This is a genomic window from Burkholderia vietnamiensis LMG 10929 (genome assembly GCF_000959445.1).
GTDB lineage: Bacteria > Pseudomonadota > Gammaproteobacteria > Burkholderiales > Burkholderiaceae > Burkholderia > Burkholderia vietnamiensis.
Genome location: NZ_CP009632.1, coordinates 1,042,138 through 1,060,763 on the forward strand (window position 1 = coordinate 1,042,138; position 18,626 = coordinate 1,060,763).

12 protein-coding genes are annotated in these 18,626 nt (G+C 68.7%); 8 read left to right on the forward strand and 4 right to left on the reverse strand.

Going from position 1 to position 18,626, the window contains the following annotated elements; translation table 11 throughout:
* Positions 1-58: 58 nt before the first annotated feature.
* Positions 59-1,513: a response regulator c-di-GMP phosphodiesterase, NosR family gene (gene nosR, locus AK36_RS29425; RefSeq protein ID WP_045579847.1), complete on the reverse strand. Its 1,455-nt coding sequence runs from the start codon at positions 1,511-1,513 to the stop codon at positions 59-61.
* 205 nt (positions 1,514-1,718) lie between these two features.
* On the opposite strand from nosR, the gene AK36_RS29430 reads away from it, so the two are divergent.
* Together AK36_RS29430 and AK36_RS29435 are read left to right on the forward strand one after the other, a co-directional pair.
* A complete protein-coding gene (locus AK36_RS29430; protein ID WP_011880543.1) occupies positions 1,719-2,012 on the forward strand; it encodes an antibiotic biosynthesis monooxygenase family protein in 294 nt (97 codons plus the stop codon).
* A 165-nt stretch (positions 2,013-2,177) separates the two neighbouring features.
* On the forward strand, positions 2,178-2,906 hold the full coding sequence (locus AK36_RS29435) for an ABC transporter substrate-binding protein (RefSeq protein ID WP_014726188.1): 729 nt from the start codon (positions 2,178-2,180) through the stop codon (positions 2,904-2,906).
* Positions 2,907-2,975: 69 nt separating this feature from the next.
* On the opposite strand, the gene AK36_RS29440 is transcribed toward AK36_RS29435, so the two are convergent.
* Together AK36_RS29440 and AK36_RS29445 are read right to left on the reverse strand one after the other, a co-directional pair.
* Complete coding sequence (locus AK36_RS29440) at positions 2,976-4,031, reverse strand: aldo/keto reductase (protein WP_045579848.1); 1,056 nt, start codon at positions 4,029-4,031, stop codon at positions 2,976-2,978.
* Between the two features lie 72 nt (positions 4,032-4,103).
* Entirely contained in the window at positions 4,104-4,697 is a 594-nt protein-coding gene (locus AK36_RS29445; protein ID WP_045579849.1) for a flavodoxin family protein, read from the reverse strand.
* 120 nt (positions 4,698-4,817) lie between these two features.
* Between AK36_RS29445 and AK36_RS29450 the strand changes: the two genes are divergently transcribed.
* From AK36_RS29450 to AK36_RS29475, 5 genes are all read left to right on the forward strand, one after another.
* Positions 4,818-5,723: a LysR family transcriptional regulator gene (locus AK36_RS29450; RefSeq protein WP_011880547.1), complete on the forward strand. Its 906-nt coding sequence runs from the start codon at positions 4,818-4,820 to the stop codon at positions 5,721-5,723.
* Positions 5,724-5,891: 168 nt separating this feature from the next.
* Positions 5,892-6,506 (forward strand): hypothetical protein, encoded by a 615-nt coding sequence (locus AK36_RS33565; protein ID WP_131754572.1) that lies wholly within the window; start codon positions 5,892-5,894, stop codon positions 6,504-6,506.
* A gap of 158 nt (positions 6,507-6,664) precedes the next feature.
* Positions 6,665-8,701 (forward strand): hypothetical protein, encoded by a 2,037-nt coding sequence (locus AK36_RS29465; RefSeq protein WP_045579851.1) that lies wholly within the window; start codon positions 6,665-6,667, stop codon positions 8,699-8,701.
* A gap of 101 nt (positions 8,702-8,802) precedes the next feature.
* Positions 8,803-10,311: an NAD(P)/FAD-dependent oxidoreductase gene (locus tag AK36_RS29470; protein ID WP_045579852.1), complete on the forward strand. Its 1,509-nt coding sequence runs from the start codon at positions 8,803-8,805 to the stop codon at positions 10,309-10,311.
* A complete protein-coding gene (locus AK36_RS29475; RefSeq protein ID WP_045579853.1) occupies positions 10,308-10,766 on the forward strand; it encodes a GtrA family protein in 459 nt (152 codons plus the stop codon). Before AK36_RS29470 ends, AK36_RS29475 begins: the two co-directional genes overlap by 4 nt.
* Positions 10,767-10,973: 207 nt before the next feature.
* On the opposite strand, the gene uvrA is transcribed toward AK36_RS29475, so the two are convergent.
* Positions 10,974-16,868 (reverse strand): excinuclease ABC subunit UvrA, encoded by a 5,895-nt coding sequence (uvrA, locus tag AK36_RS29480; RefSeq protein ID WP_045579854.1) that lies wholly within the window; start codon positions 16,866-16,868, stop codon positions 10,974-10,976.
* 461 nt (positions 16,869-17,329) lie between these two features.
* On the opposite strand from uvrA, the gene AK36_RS29485 reads away from it, so the two are divergent.
* The gene (locus AK36_RS29485) at positions 17,330-18,067 is read left to right on the forward strand and encodes a response regulator transcription factor (RefSeq protein ID WP_045579855.1); all 738 of its coding nucleotides are present in this window, start codon (positions 17,330-17,332) and stop codon (positions 18,065-18,067) included.
* Positions 18,068-18,626: the final 559 nt, after the last annotated feature.

Below are 18,626 nucleotides of genomic sequence, written 5' to 3' on the forward strand. Positions count from 1 at the left end.
CTCGGTCGGATTGAACGCGTGGCCCTCGCGTGCGAGGGCCGTGCAGCCGCGCGCCGGCTCAGGCGGGCGGCGCGTGGCTCGCCGCAGCCGCGCCCGCGCCCGTCGCACCGGTCGCACCGGTCGCGCCGGCCACCACGAGGATGTCGAACGACGTGCCTTCGCGCGCCTCGAAGCGGCGCACGAGTTCGATCTGGTGCGCCGTCATCACGCTGCCCTTCGTCATCAGCAGCACGCCGCGATGGGTGCGCAGATCGTCGGCGAGCTGCATGCCCTCGCGCAGCTGCGCGGACTGGATCTCCGCCACCGACGCCGCGATGCCGAGGTTCTGGGGATCGCGCATCAGGTCGATGAAGCGCGCGACGAGCAGCGGGTCGTAGCGCACGCCGGCCTGCGAGCGCAGCACGTCGATCGCCTGCTCGACCGAATGCGGCGCGCCGATTTCGCCGTTGCGCAACCCTTCGAAGTCGCGCGCGATCGCGACGATCCGCGAGCCTTGCGGAATCGCGTCGCCGACGAGGCCGTCGGGCGTCCCGCGTCCGTTGAAGCGCTCGTACTGGTGCAGCACGATCGACGCGACCTTGTGCAATTGCGCGATCGGTGTCAGCACCATCTGCGCCCGCAGCGGGTGCTGCTGGAACAGGCTGTGTTCGTCGGTCGTCATCTTGACGATCGGCTTGTGCAGCAGCTCGTCGGGCAGCGACAGCTTGCCGATGCCGTGCAGCAATCCCGCGTAATACACGTCCTGCGCGTGCAGGCTGCTCATCCCGGCCGACAGCGCGAGCCGGCGCGCGATCTCGCCGACGCGCATCGCATGACCGCTCGCCGATCCGCAGCGCAGCTCGATCATGCTGGCGCAGACCTGGACCATCGCGGTGAAACTGCTTTTCAGGTCCTGCTGCGCGGCTTCGAGGAACAGCACGGTCTGCGCGAGCTCCTCGGTGCGCGCGCGCACCTGGGTCTCCAGCTCCGCGTTGAACCGGCGCAGCGTTTCGTTCTGCGCTTCGGTCAACGCGGCGAGCCGCGCGGCCTCGGCGCGCAGGCGCCGCTGCTCGAGCGCCTGCTCGAGCGTCATCAGCAGGTCCTGATCGTCCCAGGGCTTATTCAGGTAGCGATACACGCCGCCCTCGTTGACGGCCTCGACGATCGACGCGATGTCGGAATAGCCGGTCAGCAGCACCCGCATCGTCTCCGGGTACAGCGCGCGGGCACGGCGGAGAAACGCCGCGCCGCTCATGGTCGGCATCCGCATGTCGGACACGATCAGGTCGACTTCGGTCGTCGCGAGGATTTCCAGCGCCGCCTCCCCGCTGTCGGCCGTCAACACTTCGTAATTCGCGGGCCGCAGCACGCGCCGCAGCGCGGACAGCACGTTCGGCTCGTCGTCGACCAGCAGGATCGACGCCGTGCGGCGCGGCTCGCCGTCCGCCGTTGCGCCGATCGTTTCAGGCAGCGCGGCAGTCATGCCGGTCGCGCCATCGGTTGCGTCTGTTCCGTTCGTCGCGGAAATCGTCATAATCGGCCTCGGATCAATTGTCTTCACCACCTCTCCTCTGTGAGAACGGCCGGCGCCGCGTATTCCGTATCGGGGAAAACGCTGATGCAGCGCAGCCGACTGGCGGCGCAGCTGGCTGCGACGCGCGCCGGCTTCCGGTATCGTGGCGGGGCGCGCCGAGCGCGGCGCGCGCCGGCTGCACACTCATTCAACCTATGGAGCACGCATGATCCTGGAAATGGCATCGCTCGAAATCGATCCGGCGCAAGCCGCCCAATTCGAAGCGGCGGTTCGCGCCGCACTGCCGCTGTTCGCGCGGGCGCGCGGCTGCGGCGGCGCGCAGCTGCATCGCGTGATCGAGCGCAGCGGCGGCTATCTGCTCGTCGTCGAATGGGAGACCGTCGACGACCACATGGTGCATTTCCGCCAGTCGGACGACTTCCAGGCGTGGCGGCAGCTGGCTGGCCCGTTCTTCAAGAGCCCGCCGCAGGTCGTGCATACGGAAGTCGCGGTGAAGTGAGCGCCGCGACACGCGAGCGGCACGCCGGCGCGCCGCCCCGCATCGGCGGCGTCGCGCCCGCGCCCGCACGCGCACTCGCACGCGCACTCGCGCGCGCCGTTCGCGCGTGAGCGCAACGCCGCATCCCGCGCACCTCGCGCAACCGATCCTCTACGAGCCTTCGCAATGACCATCGACCCTTCCGTCCTCGCCGCCTTCACGCCGACCGGCAAGCTGCGCGCATCGATCAATCTCGGCAACCCGATTCTCGCGAACCGCGACCCGGCCACCGGCGAGCCGTTCGGCGTGTCGATCGACCTCGCGCGCGCATTCGCCGAGCGCCTGTCGGCCGAACTCGAACTGGTCGTGTTCGACGCGGCCGGCAAATCGGTGCAGGCGCTCGCCGACGAGCGCGCCGACTTCGGCTTCTTCGCGATCGATCCGCTGCGCGGCGAGACGGTCGCGTTCACCGAGCCGTACGTGCTGATCGAGGGCTACTACCTGGTGCGCGACGATTCGCCGATCCGCAGCAATGCCGACGTCGATCAGCCGCACAACCGCGTGACGGTCGGCAAGGGCAGCGCGTACGACCTGTTTCTCACGCGCGAGCTGAAGGCCGCGCAGATCGTGCGTGCGCCGACTTCGGCGGACGTCGTGCCGACCTTCGTCGACGAGCGGCTCGAAGTCGCGGCGGGCGTGAAGCAGCAGCTCGAGGCCGATGCGGCGAAGACGCCCGGCCTGCGGCTGCTCGGCGAGCGCTTCATGGTGATCCGGCAGGCGATGGGCGTGCCGAAGAGTCGCGGCGAAGCGGCCGCCGCGCTGCTCGGCGCGTTCGTCGAGGAGATGAAGGCGTCCGGCTTCGTCGCCGATGCGCTGCGGCGGCACGGGATCAGCGGCGCGTCGGTCGCGCCGTAACGCTGACCGGCCACTCGCCGGCCGCGCTGCATGGCGGCGGCGGCCTCGCTGCGGACGGAGGCGCCGGCATTACTCCGCGGCGGCCGGCACGAACGGCCGCGGATACCGCCCCGCCGCCTGACGCTCGATCATCCAGTCCGGATAGCCGGACGGCAGCGCACTCACCGTGTCGAGATGCGCCAGCTCGTCCGCGCTCAGCACGACGTCGAGCGCGCCGAGATTGTCTTCGAGCTGCTCGATCCGTTTGGCGCCGACGATGACGCTCGTCACATGCGGCTTCGCGAGGAGCCACGCGAGCGCGATCCGCGCCACCGACACGCCGCGCGCGTCGGCGAGCGTGCGCATCGCCGCCACGCACGGCCACGCGCGCTCGAGATCGACCGGCGGGAAATCGAAATGCGCACGGCGCGCACCGGCGTCGGCCGGCGCGCCGGGCCCGAACTTCCCCGACAGCAGGCCGCCGGCGAGGGGCGACCAGACCAGCAGCGACAGTTGCTCGTCGCGCGCGAGCGGCACCAGCTCGCGCTCGACGTCGCGTCCGGCGATCGAGTAATAGGCCTGCAGGGTCTCGAAGCGCGTCGCGCGGAGCGCTTCGCTGAGCCCGAGCGCCTTGCCGATCTTGCCGGCCCGCCAGTTCGAGACGCCCACATAACGCACCAGCCCCTGACGCGTCAGGTCGTCCAGCGCCCGCAGCGTCTCGTCGATCGGCGTGACCGGATCGTTCGCATGGATCTGGTAGAGGTCGATATGGTCGACCTGCAGCCGTTCCAGGCTGCGCTGCGCCGAATCCATGATGTGCGCGCGCGACGCGCCCTGATCGTTCGGCTTCGGACCCATCGCGCCGGCCGTCTTGGTCGCCAGCACGACGTCGGCGCGCGGCACGCCGAGGTCCTTCAGCGCCTGGCCGACGATGCGCTCGGACTGGCCGAACGAGTAGACGTCCGCGGTATCGATGAAGTTGATGCCGCCGGCCAGCGCGCGTTCGATCAGCCGGTTCGCGTCGTGCTGGCCGACGGCGCCGATCGCCGCCCACATGCCGGCGTCCGCATTGCCGCCGAGCGTCATCGTGCCGAGACACAGCTCGGAGACGTACAGGCCCGTGCGGCCCAATTGCTTGTATTTCATCCTGGTTCCTTTCCGGTTCGCCAACACCGCATGCGGCGGCGCGCGCTCACGCGTCGCGCGCCGGATGCGAATTCAGCCGATCTGCGCGCGCCCCGCGCGCCACTGCGCGGCGACGGTCGCGACGCGCTCGCCGTAGCGGCGGGCGGTCTCGAGATCGCCCAGCGACATTTCATCGGGCGACGCATCGGCCGGCGTCTGCGCCATCGGCGCAAGATACGAGCCCATGCGATTCAGGTCGTCGCGCTGCGACGCCTTCAGGTTCGCCGGCTTGAGGTCCATGCTGACCCAGAGGCCGCCGTGCTGGCCCGCCAGCAACACGAAGTACTCGAGCGTGTTCAGCTTGTCGCCGTTGACGCTCGCGCTGTTGGTGAAGCCGCCGAACAGCTTGTTGCGCCATGCGCCTTCGAACCACGCCTTCGACGTGGCGTCGGCGAATTTCTTGAACTGCCAGCTGGGGCCGCCCATGTAGGTCGGCGAGCCGAACAGGATCGCGTCGGCCGCGGCAAGCGTGCGCCACGCGTCGTCGGCGACGTTTCCGTCGGCGTCGATCGCGACCAGCACGGCGCCCGCGCCATCGGCGACGGCCTTTGCCATCCGTTCGGTATGGCCGTAGCCGGAGTGGTAGACGACGACCGTGCCGGCCGCGGAGGAAGTCGATTGCGTCATGGTTGAGCGTCCTTTGGTTCGGGTTGCCGTCGGGCGACGACATGGGAACGCACTTTACTGAGTCGCAAATGCGTTATAAATGGGCGACCTTTGAACGTTCTGTTACCCCCGGAGAGAACAATGCAAAACCTCGATGCGCTTCTGATCTTCGCCCGGGTGGCCGAGATGACGAGCTTCACGCGTGCCGCCGAGAGCCTGGGGATCCAGAAGGGACGCGCATCGATGGTCGTCCGCCAGCTGGAGCGCGACGTCGGCGTGGCGCTGCTGCACCGGACGACGCGCAGCGTGCAACTGACCGAGGACGGCCGCGCGTTTTACGCGCGCGCCCGCGATCTGCTGGCCGAAGTGCAGGAATTGCAGTCGATGTTTTCGGGCAGCGGCACGCGCCTGCGCGGGCGGCTGCGCGTCGACATGCCGACCGAGCTGGCGCGCAGCGTCGTGGTGCCGGCGCTGCCGCAGCTGATGGCCGCGCATCCCGAGCTCGAGCTGGAACTGTCGAGCACCGACCGGCGCGTCGATCTCGTGCAGGAAGGGTTCGACTGCGTCGTGCGGCTCGGCCCGATCATCGACGACACGCTGATCGCGCGGCCGCTCGGCCGCCTGCGGATGATCAATGCGGCGAGCCCCGACTATCTGGCGCGGCACGGCGTACCGCATACGCTCGACGATCTGCTCGGCCAGGGGCACCGGATGGTCCACTACTCGCTGACGCTCGGCGCGCGGCACGCCGGATGGGAATACCCGAAGGGCGACGGCTACGCGACGCTCGCCTTGCCGAGCGCGATGCAGGTGAACAACGTGCAGACCTATCATGCGGCCGGGCTGGCCGGCATCGGCCTGATCCAGGCCGGCTATTCGGGCGTCGCGCCGCACATCGCGAGCGGCGCGCTGGTGGAGGTGCTGCCCGACCTGCGGCCCGAACCGCTCGCCGCGTCGCTGGTGGTGGCGCATCGGCGCAATCTGTCGCCGCGCGTGCGCGCGTTCATGGACTGGATCGAACGCGTGCTGCAGCCGTACTTCGATTGAGCGCACGCGGCATCGCGCGAGCGGCCGTCCTCGCCGCCAACGACCGGTTGCGACGTTTCAGATCTGCAACCTGAACCGCAGTGCGGTCGTCCGGTTTCGTCAGACGCAGGTAGGCGCGCGTCGGCGCGGTCCGTACTGCGGCAGACGCTCCCGACGCCGCCTCGCGGCTTGCCCGATATCCGCGCGTGCGCGGTGCGGCGCGGTTGCGCGATCGCAGCGCGGCGCCGTCGCCTTCGCGTTGAGCGCGACCGCGCCGAGATGGCGGCCGGCATTCGACAACGCGACGAACGACGGCCGAGCCGATTCGCGGCGCGCGACCGTTTCAGGATCGACACATTTCCGGCGACGGCGAGCGTCCCGACCCGCATGGCCGCGCCGCCGGCCGCCTGCCCGCGTGCATCGACGGCCGTGGCACGCTCCATGCGTTCACGCCAGAGACGCCGGACCCACCGTATCGGCGCGCACACAATATTTCGAATAAGTCCGCGTCCGGCGCACCTGTCGATGAGTTCTCCGGTGCACGGCGCATCGGGGGACACGATGAAAACGAACACGACCGTCTCGATCGGCGCGGCTGCGCGCGCCGACAGCAGCACAGCAACGCTCCCTTCGCGGCCGCTGGCCGCCGCATCCCGCGCATTTCATCGCGCCGACGCGCTCGACGCGAACCCGGCGACGCCCGTGCGCACGCGCACGCGCACGCCGCGTGCGGCCGCGCGCAGCGCCGGCGTCCGCAGGTTCGGCCGGCCCACCGCCGGCCGCGCACCGCAACCCGCACGCTGAGCGCCAGCCGGCGCTGCATTCGGACGCACCGCGGCCGTCCGCGCGCGCCGCCGACAGCGGCGGCCGGCGCCCGATGGCCCGGTGGCCCGACAGCTCGTTGCACCGCCGGCAGCCGGCAAGCGCACGCAATCCCGTCGACGAGAGCCTGCCCTTCCATCATGAATCCGACTGAGAAACCCGGCCGTTCGGACATCGCACTGGTCGTTTCGCTGGCCGTCCTGTTCGTGGTCGCGCATCCCTACACGGGCATCCGGCACGACGCGATTCTGTACACCGCGCAGGCGCTGCACAACCTCCATCCCGACAGCTTTGCGCACGACCTGTTCTTCCAGTACGGCTCGCAGGATCGCTGGACGATCTACGGGCGGATGTTCGCGCTGCTCGTGTCCGCGTTCGGCCTGCGCGCAAGCAATCTCGCGTGCCTGATCGCCGCTCAGGCACTGTGGTGGACCGGCATCTGGCGGCTCGCCCGCCAGCTGCTGCCCGTACCGTGGCACTGGGTCGCGCTGCTGTTCGTCGCGTGCATGCCGGCCGATTACGGCGCCGGCCTGATCTTCTCGTACGACGAAGGCTTCGTCACCGCGCGGCTGCCGGCCGAAGCGCTCGGCCTGTGGGCGATCGCGTCGCTGCTCGAACGCCGGTATCGCGTGGCGCTCGCGCTGACCGTCGTCGCCGCCGCCGTTCATCCGCTGATCGGCGGCGCGGCGCTGGCGTTCGTCGCACTCGTGCGGCTGCCGCGCGTCGCGTGGTGGCGACTATTGCCGATCGCGCTGATCGCGTTCGCCGTCGTCGAGATGCCGGCCTTCCACGCGCTCCACCTCGATCCGTTCGATCCGGAATGGCGAGCGATCGCGCGCTACAACGTGCCGTTCCTGTTCCCGACCCTGTGGTCGCTCACCGCGTGGAGCAAGCTGTGCTGGGCGATCGCGCTTCCGGCCGCGCTATCCGCGGACCCGGCGCAGCCGCAACGCGCGCTGTGGTCGAACCTCGCGTTGATCGGCGTGGCGGGCGTCGCGGCCACCACGATCGCGGACCTGACCGGCCAGGACGCGCTGTGGATCCAGCTGCAGCCGTGGCGCACGCTGTGGCTGCTCTCGGTGATGCAATGGCCGGCGGCCATCCTGCTCGTGCGGCGCGAAGCACGCGTGCGGCCGACACTGGTCTGGCTGCTGGCGATCTGCTGGCTGCTGCTCGACGTCGGCGGCGGGATCATCGCGCTGGCCGTTGCCGCCGCGCTGCACGTGGGCGCGCGCCGGCCCGCCGCTGCGGTGCCGGTCACGCAGCTGCGCGACCTCGGTACGGTGCACCGCGCCGCATGGATCGGAACCACGCTGATCGCCGCGATCGTCTGGTTCGTATTCCAGTGCGCGTATCAGGTCGCGCGCGCCGCCTATCCGACCGGCAAGGTCGCGCTCGACATCGGGTGGCTCGAGGCGTTGATTCACACGCATCTGGCGATCGTCCCGGTCGCGTTGCTGGTCGCGCTCCACCTGTCGCGCACGCGACTCGCGGCCGCCGCGCTTCCCGTCACCTTGGCCGCGCTCGCCGCGTATGGATTCGTCAATCTCGACCAGCGCTCCGCGGCGGCGACGCTCGTCGAAGCGCGCGCCGACCGCCCGGCGATCGCGCCGTTCGCCCGCACGGTCGCTCGCGGCGACATCGTGTATTGGGACGGCCCGGGCGACGAAGTCGTCTACCCGTGGTTCCTGATGAAGACGTCGAGCTATTACTCGTCGGCGCAGGCGGCCGGGTTGATCTTCAACCGCCGCACCACCTTCGAGGCCGTACGGCGCGTCGAGCTGATCCGGCGAGACCCGTATGCCGCGCGGCCGCCGCGCGGCGGCGCCACCGCCGCCGCTGCGGACAAGCACTCGAACGTCTTCGTGTCCACCTACGACTACGTCGCGCTGACCGCGGCCGGCATCCGGCGCGTGTGCGCCGATCCCGTGCTCGATTTCATCGTGTCGCGTCGGCACTACCCGGCATTGGCGACGCGCGACGCGTGGTCGCCCGACGCCGCAAGCACCTTCTGGCTGTACGACTGCGGCCGCATCAGGACGGCAGGCGCGGCCGCGCACGCGCTGACCGTACATGCGCAACCGCGCACCGACACCGACGCAATTCACGAGCGAATGCCCGCTGCAGCGCAGGCCGGCCCGCCCGCGCGTGACGACGCGCGCGTGGACGGCGCTTGAGCCGGACGCCCGCAACCGCTTCGACATCACGGCTCGCCGTCCGGCTGGAACGGCAGAGACGACACACGACAAACCAGCGACTCGACACTCGGGGTGACATCATGGATCAATCGGTTGACGTACTGATCATCGGCGCCGGGCCGGGCGGCCTCACCGCCGCCTACCTGCTGACCAAACAGACCGCGCTGTCGGTCGCGCTCGTCGAGAAGGATCCCCACTATGTCGGCGGCATCAGTCGCACCGAACGGTTCGACGGCCATTGCTTCGACATCGGCGGGCACCGCTTCTTCTCCAAGTCCGCCGAGGTCGTCGCGCTGTGGCACGAGCTGCTGCCGGACGACTTCATCGAGCGGCCGCGCAGCTCGCGCATCTTCTACCGGAACAAGTTCTACCGCTATCCGCTCGACGGGCTCGAAGCGTTGATGAACCTGGGCATCGTCGAAAGCGCGCGCTGCGTGCTGTCGTACCTCGCCGCGCGCGTGCGGCCGTGCCGCAACCCGACGTCGTTTCATCAATGGGTCGCCAATCAGTTCGGCGAACGGCTGTTCTCGATCTTCTTCAAGACCTACACCGAAAAGGTGTGGGGCATGTCCTGCGACGAAATTTCGGCCGACTGGGCCGCACAGCGCATCAAGGGGCTCAGCCTGTCCACCGCGATCGCCCGTGCGGTAAAGCGGTCGCTCGGGATCCGGTCGCGCCGGACCGACGTCAAGTCGCTGATCGAATCGTTCCACTACCCGCGACGCGGCCCCGGCATGCTGTGGGAAGCCGCCGCGCGCAAGTTCGAGCAGCAAGGCGGACGGTTGATGATGGGCCACGCAGCGGGCGCACTGCAGTACGACGGCCGCGCGCGGCGCTGGCTCGTCGAAACCATCGGCCCCGACGGACAGACGCATCGCATCAGCGCGCGCGACGTCGTGTGCACCGCGCCGCTGCGGGAAACCATCAACGCGATTTCGCCGCGGCCGTCGTCCGCCGAGGCCGCCGCGCGACTCCAGTACCGCGACTTCATCACGGTCGCGCTGATACTCGACCGGCCGGCCACGTTCACGGACAACTGGATCTACATACACGACCCGTCGGTCAAGGTCGGGCGCATCCAGAACTTCGCATCGTGGTCGCCCGAGATGATGCCCGACGCCGCGACGGGCGGTTGCCTCGGGCTCGAGTACTTCTGCTTCGACGGCGATGCGATGTGGGAGAGCAGCGACGCCGACATCACCGCGCTCGCGATCCGCGAGCTCGAACAGATCGGCCTGGCGACGCGCGACCAGATCCGCGGCGCGCGCGTCGTGCGCCAGCCGAAGGCGTACCCGGTGTACGACGACGATTACCGCGCGATCGTCGACCGGATCCGGGCCGATCTGGCCGACCACTTTCCGAATCTGCATCTCGTCGGCCGCAACGGCATGCACAAGTACAACAACCAGGACCACGCGATGATGACGGCGATGCTGACCGTCGAGAACATCGTCGCCGGGCATCGGCTTCGCGACGTATGGGCCGTCAACGAGGACGCCGAATATCACGAGAGCGGCGCCGAACCGCAAGCCGGCGCAGCGGGCCTGCGCGCCGTGCCGGCCCGCACCGTTCAGTGGAGGCGGACATGATGCTGTCGCGCTATTGCGTCGTCAGCGTGGTGTCGCTCGGCGTCGACTGGGCGCTGTTCGTCGTCCTGAAGGCGACGATGCCGATCGACGCGGGGATCTCGGCGTGGCTCGCGTACCTGGGCGGCGGTGTCGTCAACTATCTGCTGTCGCGCCGCGTGGTGTTCCGCTCCGACGCGACCGGCCGCCGGCAGCTCGGCGAAGCGCTGCTGTTCGCGGCGAGCTGCGCGCTCGGCTCGCTGCTGACCGGCGGCATCGTGCACGTCGCGTCGGCGCGGGTCGGCACGGTCGCCGCGAAATGGATCGCGGTGGCCGTCAGCTTCGTCACGCTGTATCTGGTGCGCAGGATCGTCGTGTTCAGGACGGCGCACGTGCGCGTAGCGGATGCGGCGGGAGCACCGGCGGCCGCGCGCCGCGAAGCCGGCGCGAGCGCGCACGTCGAGGCGACGGTTCGTTGACCGCGTGGGCGGATAACGGCCGAGCGCGTGCATAGCGCGCCCGCCCGCTTGTCCGACGCGCGATCGATCGCACTGCCCGAATCGAAAACCGGCGCCGACGTCCGATCCGAACGCCGGCGGCGGCCTCGGCAACGCTGCGTTTCGCCCCGACACGCAGTGCCCGCGTTGGCGCGGGACGAAAGCGCCAGTCAGCGGCAGCACCGCTGATCAACCGGCCTGGGCCACGCCGTCACGCACCGCGTCGCCGCCGTCCGAGGCCGTGCGCGCGAGCACCGGCTTCAACGCGTGTCCGGTATGGCTCGCGTTCACCTTCGCGAGCCTTTCCGGGGGCGCCGCCGCGACGATCGTGCCGCCGCCCACACCGCCTTCGGGGCCGAGATCGATGATCCAGTCGGCTTCCGCGATCACGTCAAGGTCGTGTTCGATCACGACGACGCTGTGCCCGCCGTCGACCAGCCGGTGCAGCACGCGGATCAGCTTCGCGACGTCGGCCATGTGCAGGCCGACCGTCGGCTCGTCGAGCACGTACAGCGTGTGCGGCGCTTTCTGCCCGCGCCGCGTGATGTCGTCGCGCACCTTGGTCAGCTCGGTGACGAGCTTGATCCGCTGCGCCTCGCCGCCGGACAGCGTCGGCGACGGCTGGCCGAGCGTCAGATAGCCGAGGCCGACGTCCTTCATCAGCTGCAGCGGATGCGCGATGTTCGAGATCGGCGCGAAGAACGCGACCGCTTCGTCGATCTCCATCGTCAGCACGTCGCCGATGTTCCGGCCGCGCCACGTGACCGCGAGTGTTTCGGGGTTGAAACGCTGCCCGTGGCACACGTCGCACGGCACCTTCACGTCCGGCAAAAAGCTCATCCCGATGGTGCGCACGCCCTGCCCTTCGCACGCCGGGCAGCGCCCGTCGCCGGTGTTGAACGAGAAGCGCGACGCCGTGTAGCCGCGCGCGCGTGCTTCGAGCGTGTCGGCGAACAGCTTGCGGATCGTGTCCCACACGCCGATGTAGGTGGCCGGGCACGAACGCGGCGTCTTGCCGATCGGCGTCTGGTCGACTTCGAGCACGCGGTCGATGCTCTCCCAGCCGCTCAGCGACGCGCAGCCCTGCCACGCGTGGGTCACGCTCAGCGCCGGCCGCGGCGCGCTGCGCGCGAGCACGCTGGAGCGGCGCTTCGTCGCCGGCGCGTCCAGCTGCGCGGCCTTGCGCGCGCGGCGCGTGGCCGGCGACGACAGCACCGAGCGGCCGACCGCGTCGAGCAGGTTCGTCATCAGCACGTCGCGCGCGAGCGTCGACTTGCCTGAGCCGCTCACGCCGGTCACCGCGACGAGCCGCGCCAGCGGGATGTCGACGGTAACGTCGCGCAGGTTGTGCAGCGTCGCGCGATGCACGGTGAGCCAGCCGTCGGGCACCGCATCGGCGCCGTGCTGGCCGCGCGGGTTCACCGGGCGGCGCGGCTGCAACGGATGCGTCATCGGATGCGCGAGCAGGCGGCCCGTCACCGAATCGGGTTGCGCGGCGAGATCGGCGACCGCGCCTTCGGCGACCAGCGTACCGCCGCGCTTGCCGGCGCCCGGCCCGATATCGATGATGTGATCGGCGCGGCGGATCGTGTCCTCGTCATGCTCGACGACGACCAGCGTATTGCCCTTGTCGCCGAGCTTGCGCAGCGCGTCCAGCAGGATCCGGTTGTCGCGCGGATGCAGGCCGATGGTCGGCTCGTCGAGCACGTAGCACACGCCCTGCAGATTGCTGCCGAGCTGCGCGGCGAGCCGGATGCGCTGCGCTTCGCCGCCCGACAGGCTCGGCGCGGCGCGATCGAGGCTCAGATAGCCGAGCCCGACTTCCTCGAGGAACGCGAGACGGCTGCCGATCTCGCTGACGATGTCGCGCGCGATCTGCGCGTCGCGGCCGGTCAATTCGAGCGCATCGATCCAGCGGCGCGTGTCGGACACCGTCCATTGCGCGACGTCGACGATCGAGTGCGCATCGAACGTCACCGCGCGCGCGGACGGATTCAGGCGCGTACCGCCGCAATCGGGGCACGGCTCGTTGCCGACGCCTTCCGGCTCCTGCTCGTCCGACGGCAAGGTCTGCTCGCGGCCGCGTTCGTCGCCGGCGAACACCGTGTCGTCGTAAGCGGCGCGCTGCTCGCGCGTGAGCGTGACGCCGGTGCCGACGCACGTCGTGCACCAGCCGTGCTTGCTGTTGTACGAGAACATGCGCGGATCGAGCTCGGGGTAGCTGGTGCCGCACACCGGGCACGCGCGCTTCACCGACAGCACCTTGACCGCCCCGACGCCCGCGGTCGAACGATCGTTCTGCATCGCCTGCTGCAGCCCGTCGAGCGGCGCGAGCAGATGCATCACGCCCTTGCCGAGCTCGAGCGTGTCGTCGAGCGCGCGCCGCAACGCGGCTTCGTCGTCGGGCGACACGACGAGATCGGCCACCGGCAGCTCGATCGTGTGCTCGCGGAAACGGTCGAGCTTCGGCCACGGATCGACCGGCACGAATTCGCCGTCGACGCGCAGATGCGTACTGCCGCGCGCCTTCGCCCACTTCGCGAGATCGGTGTACACGCCCTTGCGGTTGACGACGAGCGGCGCGAGCAGCCCGACGTGCTCGCCGCGATGGTCGCGCAGCAGCTGCGCGGCGATCGACTCGACGGTTTGCGACGTGACCGGCGTGCCGTCGTGGATGCAATGCTGGAGGCCGAGCTTCACGTACAGCAGACGCAGGAAATGCCAGACCTCGGACGTGGTCGCGACCGTGCTCTTGCGGCCGCCGCGCGACAGCCGCTGCTCGATCGCGACGGTCGGCGGAATGCCGTACACCGCATCGACCTCGGGCCGCCCGGCCGGCTGCACGATCGAGCGCGCATAGGCGTTCAGCGATTCGAGGTAGCGGCGCTGGCCCTCGTGGAACAGGATGTCGAACGCGAGCGTCGACTTGCCGGAACCCGACACGCCGGTGATCACGTTGAACCTGCCGTGCGGAATGTCGACGTCGAGCGCCTTCAGGTTGTGTTCGCGCGCATTGACGATCCGCACGACGTCCTCGCCCTCGATCGCGCGCCGCGCGCGCGCCGCGTTCAGCGCGACCTGCAGCGGCACGCCTTCGTCGGCGCTTGCGGCGTTGCCGTCCATCGCCTGCTCGTACTGCAGCAGCGCGACGCCCGTATGCGATTGCGCGCACGCCTTCACGTCGTCGGGCGTGCCCGCGCACAGCACCAGGCCGCCGCCGTCGCCGCCTTCCGGGCCGAGATCGATCAGCCAGTCGGCCGCGCGGATCACGTCGAGGTTGTGCTCGATCACGATCAGCGAATGGCCGGCCGCGAGCAGCTTGCCGAACGCGCGCATCAGCTTCGCGATGTCGTCGAAGTGCAGGCCGGTGGTCGGCTCGTCGAACATGAACAGCTTCGCGCGCGCGATGCGCGCCTCCTCGCTCGCGACGCGGCGCCCGCCGGCCGCCGCCGCCGACTCGGCGAGGAAGCCGGCCAGCTTCAGCCGCTGCGCTTCGCCGCCGGACAACGTCGGCACCGGCTGGCCGAGCTTCACGTATTCGAGCCCGACGTCGACGATCGGCTGCAGCACGCGCAGCACCTCGGCGTCCGTCGCGAAGAAGCCGACCGCTTCGCTGACCGTCAGGTCGAGCACGTCGGCGATGTTCAGCGCGCGACCGTCGCGCTCGATCCGCACTTCGAGGATTTCCGCGCGGTAGCGGCTGCCGTCGCAATCGGGGCAACGCAGATACACGTCGCTCAGGAACTGCATCTCGATGTGTTCGAACCCGGAGCCGCCGCAGGTCGGGCAGCGGCCGTCGCCGGAGTTGAAGCTGAACGTGCCGGCGCCGTAGCCGCGTTGCAGCGCGAGCGGCGCTTTCGCGAACAGCTTGCGGATCTCGTCGAACGCGCCGACGTAGCTCGCCGGGTTCGAGCGCGTGGTCTTGCCGATCGGCGACTGATCGACGAACACGACGTCGCCGACCTGATCGGCGCCCGACAGACTGCGGAACGCGCCGGGCGACTCCGTCGCCTTGCCGTGATGGCGCGCCAGCGCCGGATACAGCACGTCCTGCAGCAGCGTCGACTTGCCGGAGCCCGACACGCCCGTCACGCAGACGAGCCGTTGCAGCGGGATCTCGACCGTCACGTCGCGCAGATTGTGTTCGGTCGCGCCTTCGAGCACGATGCGCGGCGTGTCGGCGTCGACCGGGCGGCGCGCCCAGTCGGACGCATGCGCGACGTGCTTGCGGCCGCCGAGATACTCGCCCGTCAGCGTGTGCGCCGAGCGGATGTCGCCCGGCGTGCCGTCGAACACGATCGTGCCGCCGCGCTCGCCGGGGCCGGGGCCCATGTCGATCAGCCGGTCGGCCGCGAGCATCACCGACGGATCGTGCTCGACGACGACCAGTGTGTTGCCGGCGTCGCGCAGCCGCTGCATCGCGTCGACGATGCGCGTGAGGTCGCGCGGATGCAGGCCGATGCTCGGCTCGTCGAGCACGAACAGCGTTTTGGTGAGCGACGTGCCGAGCGCCGTGGTGAGGTTGATCCGCTGCACTTCGCCGCCCGACAGCGTCCGGCTCTGCCGGTCGAGCGTCAGGTAGCCGAGCCCCACGTCGCACAGATACTTGACGCGCGTACGCACTTCCGCGAGCAGCAGCTTCAGCGCATCGTCGAGCAGCGCGCTCGGCAGCTCGATGTCGTCGAAGAAGCGGCGAATCCGCTCGATCGGCAGCAGCATCAGGTCGTGCACCGTCAGACCGGGCAGCGCGTCGAGTTGCGCGCGCGTCCATTCGACGCCGCGCGGCATGAAACGATCGGCCGGCGCAAGCACCGCGTCGGCATTCGGCTTCGAGCCGAGCCGCCACAGCAGCGATTCGGTTTTCAGGCGCGCGCCGCCGCAGACTTCGCATGGCGTGTAGCTGCGGTACTTCGACAGCAGCACGCGGATGTGCATCTTGTACGCCTTCGACTCCAGATAGCCGAAGAAGCGTTTCACGCCGTACCACTGGCTCTGCCACTTGCCGTTCCAGTCGGGCGAGCCGTTGATCACCCAGTCGCGCTCGGCCTCCGTCAGATCCGACCACGGCGTGTCGCGGCGGATGTCCGCTTTCGCCGCGTAGCGCATCAGGTCGTCCTGGCATTCCTTCCATGCGGGCGTCTGCATCGGCTTGATCGCACCGCCGCGCAGCGTCTTGCGCGCGTCGGGAATCACGAGGCCGAGATCGACGCCGATCACGCGGCCGAAGCCGCGGCAGGTTTCGCATGCGCCGTATGCGGAGTTGAACGAGAACAGCGCGGCCTGCGGCTCCGCGTAGCGCAGATCGCTGTCGGGGTCGTGCAGCCCGGTGGAGAAGCGCCACAGCTGCGGCTCGGCCGAGGCGTCCTGCGCATCCGCCGGCAGCACGTAGACGTTCACGCGGCCGCCGCCGCGCTTGAGCGACGCCTCGATCGCCTCGACCACGCGCACCTTGTCGGCCTGCTGCACGCGGAAGCGGTCGGCCACCACGTCGAGCAGCTTGCGCGGGCCGGTCGGAGACGCGACTTCACGCTGCGCCTGCACGCGCGTGTAGCCGCTCGCCGACAGCCACTGCGTGACCTCTTCGTCTGACGCGCTGTCCGGCAGCTCGACCGGGAACGTGACGACGACGCGCGGATCGTCGGCGCGCGTGCGCTCGAGCAGCTGCGCGTAGATCGTCTCCGGCGTGTCGTGGCGCACCTGGCGCGCGGTCTTGCGGTCGAACAGTTCGGCCGCGCGCGCGTACAGCAGCTTCAGGTGGTCGTTCAGCTCGGTCATCGTGCCGACCGTCGAGCGCGAGCTGCGCACCGGGTTGGTCTGGTCGATCGCGATGGCGGGCGGCACGCCGTCGACGCGCTCGACCTGCGGGCGGTCCATCCGGTCGAGGAACTGCCGGGCATACGCGCTGAACGTCTCGACGTAGCGCCGCTGGCCTTCCGCGTACAGCGTGTCGAACACGAGGCTCGACTTGCCTGAGCCCGACGGGCCGGTGACGACCGTCATTTCGCCGGTGCGCAGGTCGAGGTCGAGATTCTTGAGGTTGTGCTGACGTGCTCCGCGAATGCGGATCAGATTGCTGGATGACAATTTGCCTGCCCGTCTGAAGGAGTTAGCCGGAATCACGGTGCCGCGGCGCTGCGGCGGATCTCCGCAGGCACGGCGCACGCGTCGCAGGGGTCATGCCTGGGCGGCGCGCGTCCGGCGGATACTATACTGTACATTCATACAGTTTTCCAATGCGGGCTGCGCCCGGCACCACGGCATCGTACGGTCACGCGATCGGCGAGCGCTGCGTGGCCCACGCGCGTCGTTCCCGGTGCCGATACACAGCGCGGGCAGGTAAAAAATTCGGCAGTGTCACGTCCTTTCGGCCCCTTCTTACCGGTCGCGCGATTCATCCGATGAATTCACAAAATGTCACAATCGCGTTCATTACCCATGATTTATATTCCCTAACCGTTTGTTCCACACGCATCGAAAGGCAAACGTTTGCGCATCGGCCGCGCCGCGTTTGCGATCAAGCCAACCAAGGTATCCGGGGTGCATGAATGCGCATATTGGTGGTTGAGGACGATCCCGTTCAGGCCGAAGAAGTGCAAAGCGCACTGGCCCCTTTCTGTCACACGATCAAGGTCGTCGTCGACGGCGAGCAGGCGCTGCGGTTCCTGCGCTCCGAGTCGGTCGACGCGGTCGTGCTGGACTGGCACTTGCCATGCCTCACCGGCATCGAGGTTTTGAACTGGATCCGGACCCGCGCCGACGTCGAATACGGCGTGCTGTTCCTGACCAGCCGCGTGCAGGAGCTCGACGTCGTCAGAGCGCTGGAAGCCGGAGCCGACGACTACCTGAGCAAACCGTTCCGCGCGGAAGAACTGGCGGCGCGAGTCAATGCGCTGCTGCGTCGCATCGGGCGGAAGGTGAAGCGCGACGAGCCGATTCGCGCCGGCGAATACGTGCTCGATCCCGTGCATCGCACCGTGCGGCTTCGCGACGACACGATCGAATTGACGACGAAGGAATTCCAGCTCGTCGCGTGCCTGTTCAACAACATCGGCAAGATCATGTCGCGCGAGCAGCTGGCGACGACGGCCTGGGGCCGGGAACTCGGAACGGAGTCGCGTTCTCTCGACACGCACATCTACAGAATCCGGCAAAAGCTCAAGCTGAGCATCGAGAACGGCTTGCGGCTGTCGGCCATCTACACGTTGGGATATCGACTCGATCAGACCCGGGCTTCAACGGAGCTTCACTTCAACGAGCCGGCGCTGATCGACAGTCGCGTGTGAGCGGCGGGTGATGCCGCGCGCGGCAGCGTGCGTTGCTCCACGATCCCCCGACGATCCTGCTTCGCGCTGCCGAACCGGGCATCGCGCACACCTTCACAAATCCGCGAAACGACAGCCCGGTCGTTTCGCGCTGCCGAGTCTTCGCTCGTCCACCCCCAACCATTCGTCAGAAATGGTTCGGCCTCCTCTTTTCAATGCGCGTCCAGCCCGTTCGTTTAAAACGAAATTTTGTAAATTTTCACGCTTCTTTGAAGTGACAAATGTTCACTTTTTAATTGCGACTTCCTCTCCTAACATCTAGCCATCGAAAAGATCGGCAAAATTAATAACCGCAAATTCAAAGCAGAATAGGTATACGAAGCAGATAACGGACGATCACCTCTATCGGTGACCTTTATAGCCGGCCAAAGCGACTCTGCCATCGAGCATCGAGCCGATTTAGCCGGGGCTTTTCCGTACCCGTTCGAATCGCGGTCGCGGACGTATCGCGATGCAATTCGAACGACAAAGACCCATATATAGCATCTGACATTCAATAGAGTAGCGGCGATATATCGCC

Coding starts and splice junctions, on each gene's coding strand:
- AK36_RS29430 (WP_011880543.1), top strand. CDS start 1,719: ATGATCCTGGAAATGGCATCGCTCGAAATCGATCCGGCGCAAGCCGCC.
- AK36_RS29475 (WP_045579853.1), top strand. CDS start 10,308: ATGATGCTGTCGCGCTATTGCGTCGTCAGCGTGGTGTCGCTCGGCGTC.
- AK36_RS29440 (WP_045579848.1), bottom strand. CDS start 4,031: ATGAAATACAAGCAATTGGGCCGCACGGGCCTGTACGTCTCCGAGCTG.
- AK36_RS29465 (WP_045579851.1), top strand. CDS start 6,665: ATGAATCCGACTGAGAAACCCGGCCGTTCGGACATCGCACTGGTCGTT.
- AK36_RS29445 (WP_045579849.1), bottom strand. CDS start 4,697: ATGACGCAATCGACTTCCTCCGCGGCCGGCACGGTCGTCGTCTACCAC.
- AK36_RS29435 (WP_014726188.1), top strand. CDS start 2,178: ATGACCATCGACCCTTCCGTCCTCGCCGCCTTCACGCCGACCGGCAAG.
- AK36_RS29470 (WP_045579852.1), top strand. CDS start 8,803: ATGGATCAATCGGTTGACGTACTGATCATCGGCGCCGGGCCGGGCGGC.
- nosR (WP_045579847.1), bottom strand. CDS start 1,513: ATGACGATTTCCGCGACGAACGGAACAGACGCAACCGATGGCGCGACC.
- AK36_RS29450 (WP_011880547.1), top strand. CDS start 4,818: ATGCAAAACCTCGATGCGCTTCTGATCTTCGCCCGGGTGGCCGAGATG.
- AK36_RS29485 (WP_045579855.1), top strand. CDS start 17,330: ATGCGCATATTGGTGGTTGAGGACGATCCCGTTCAGGCCGAAGAAGTG.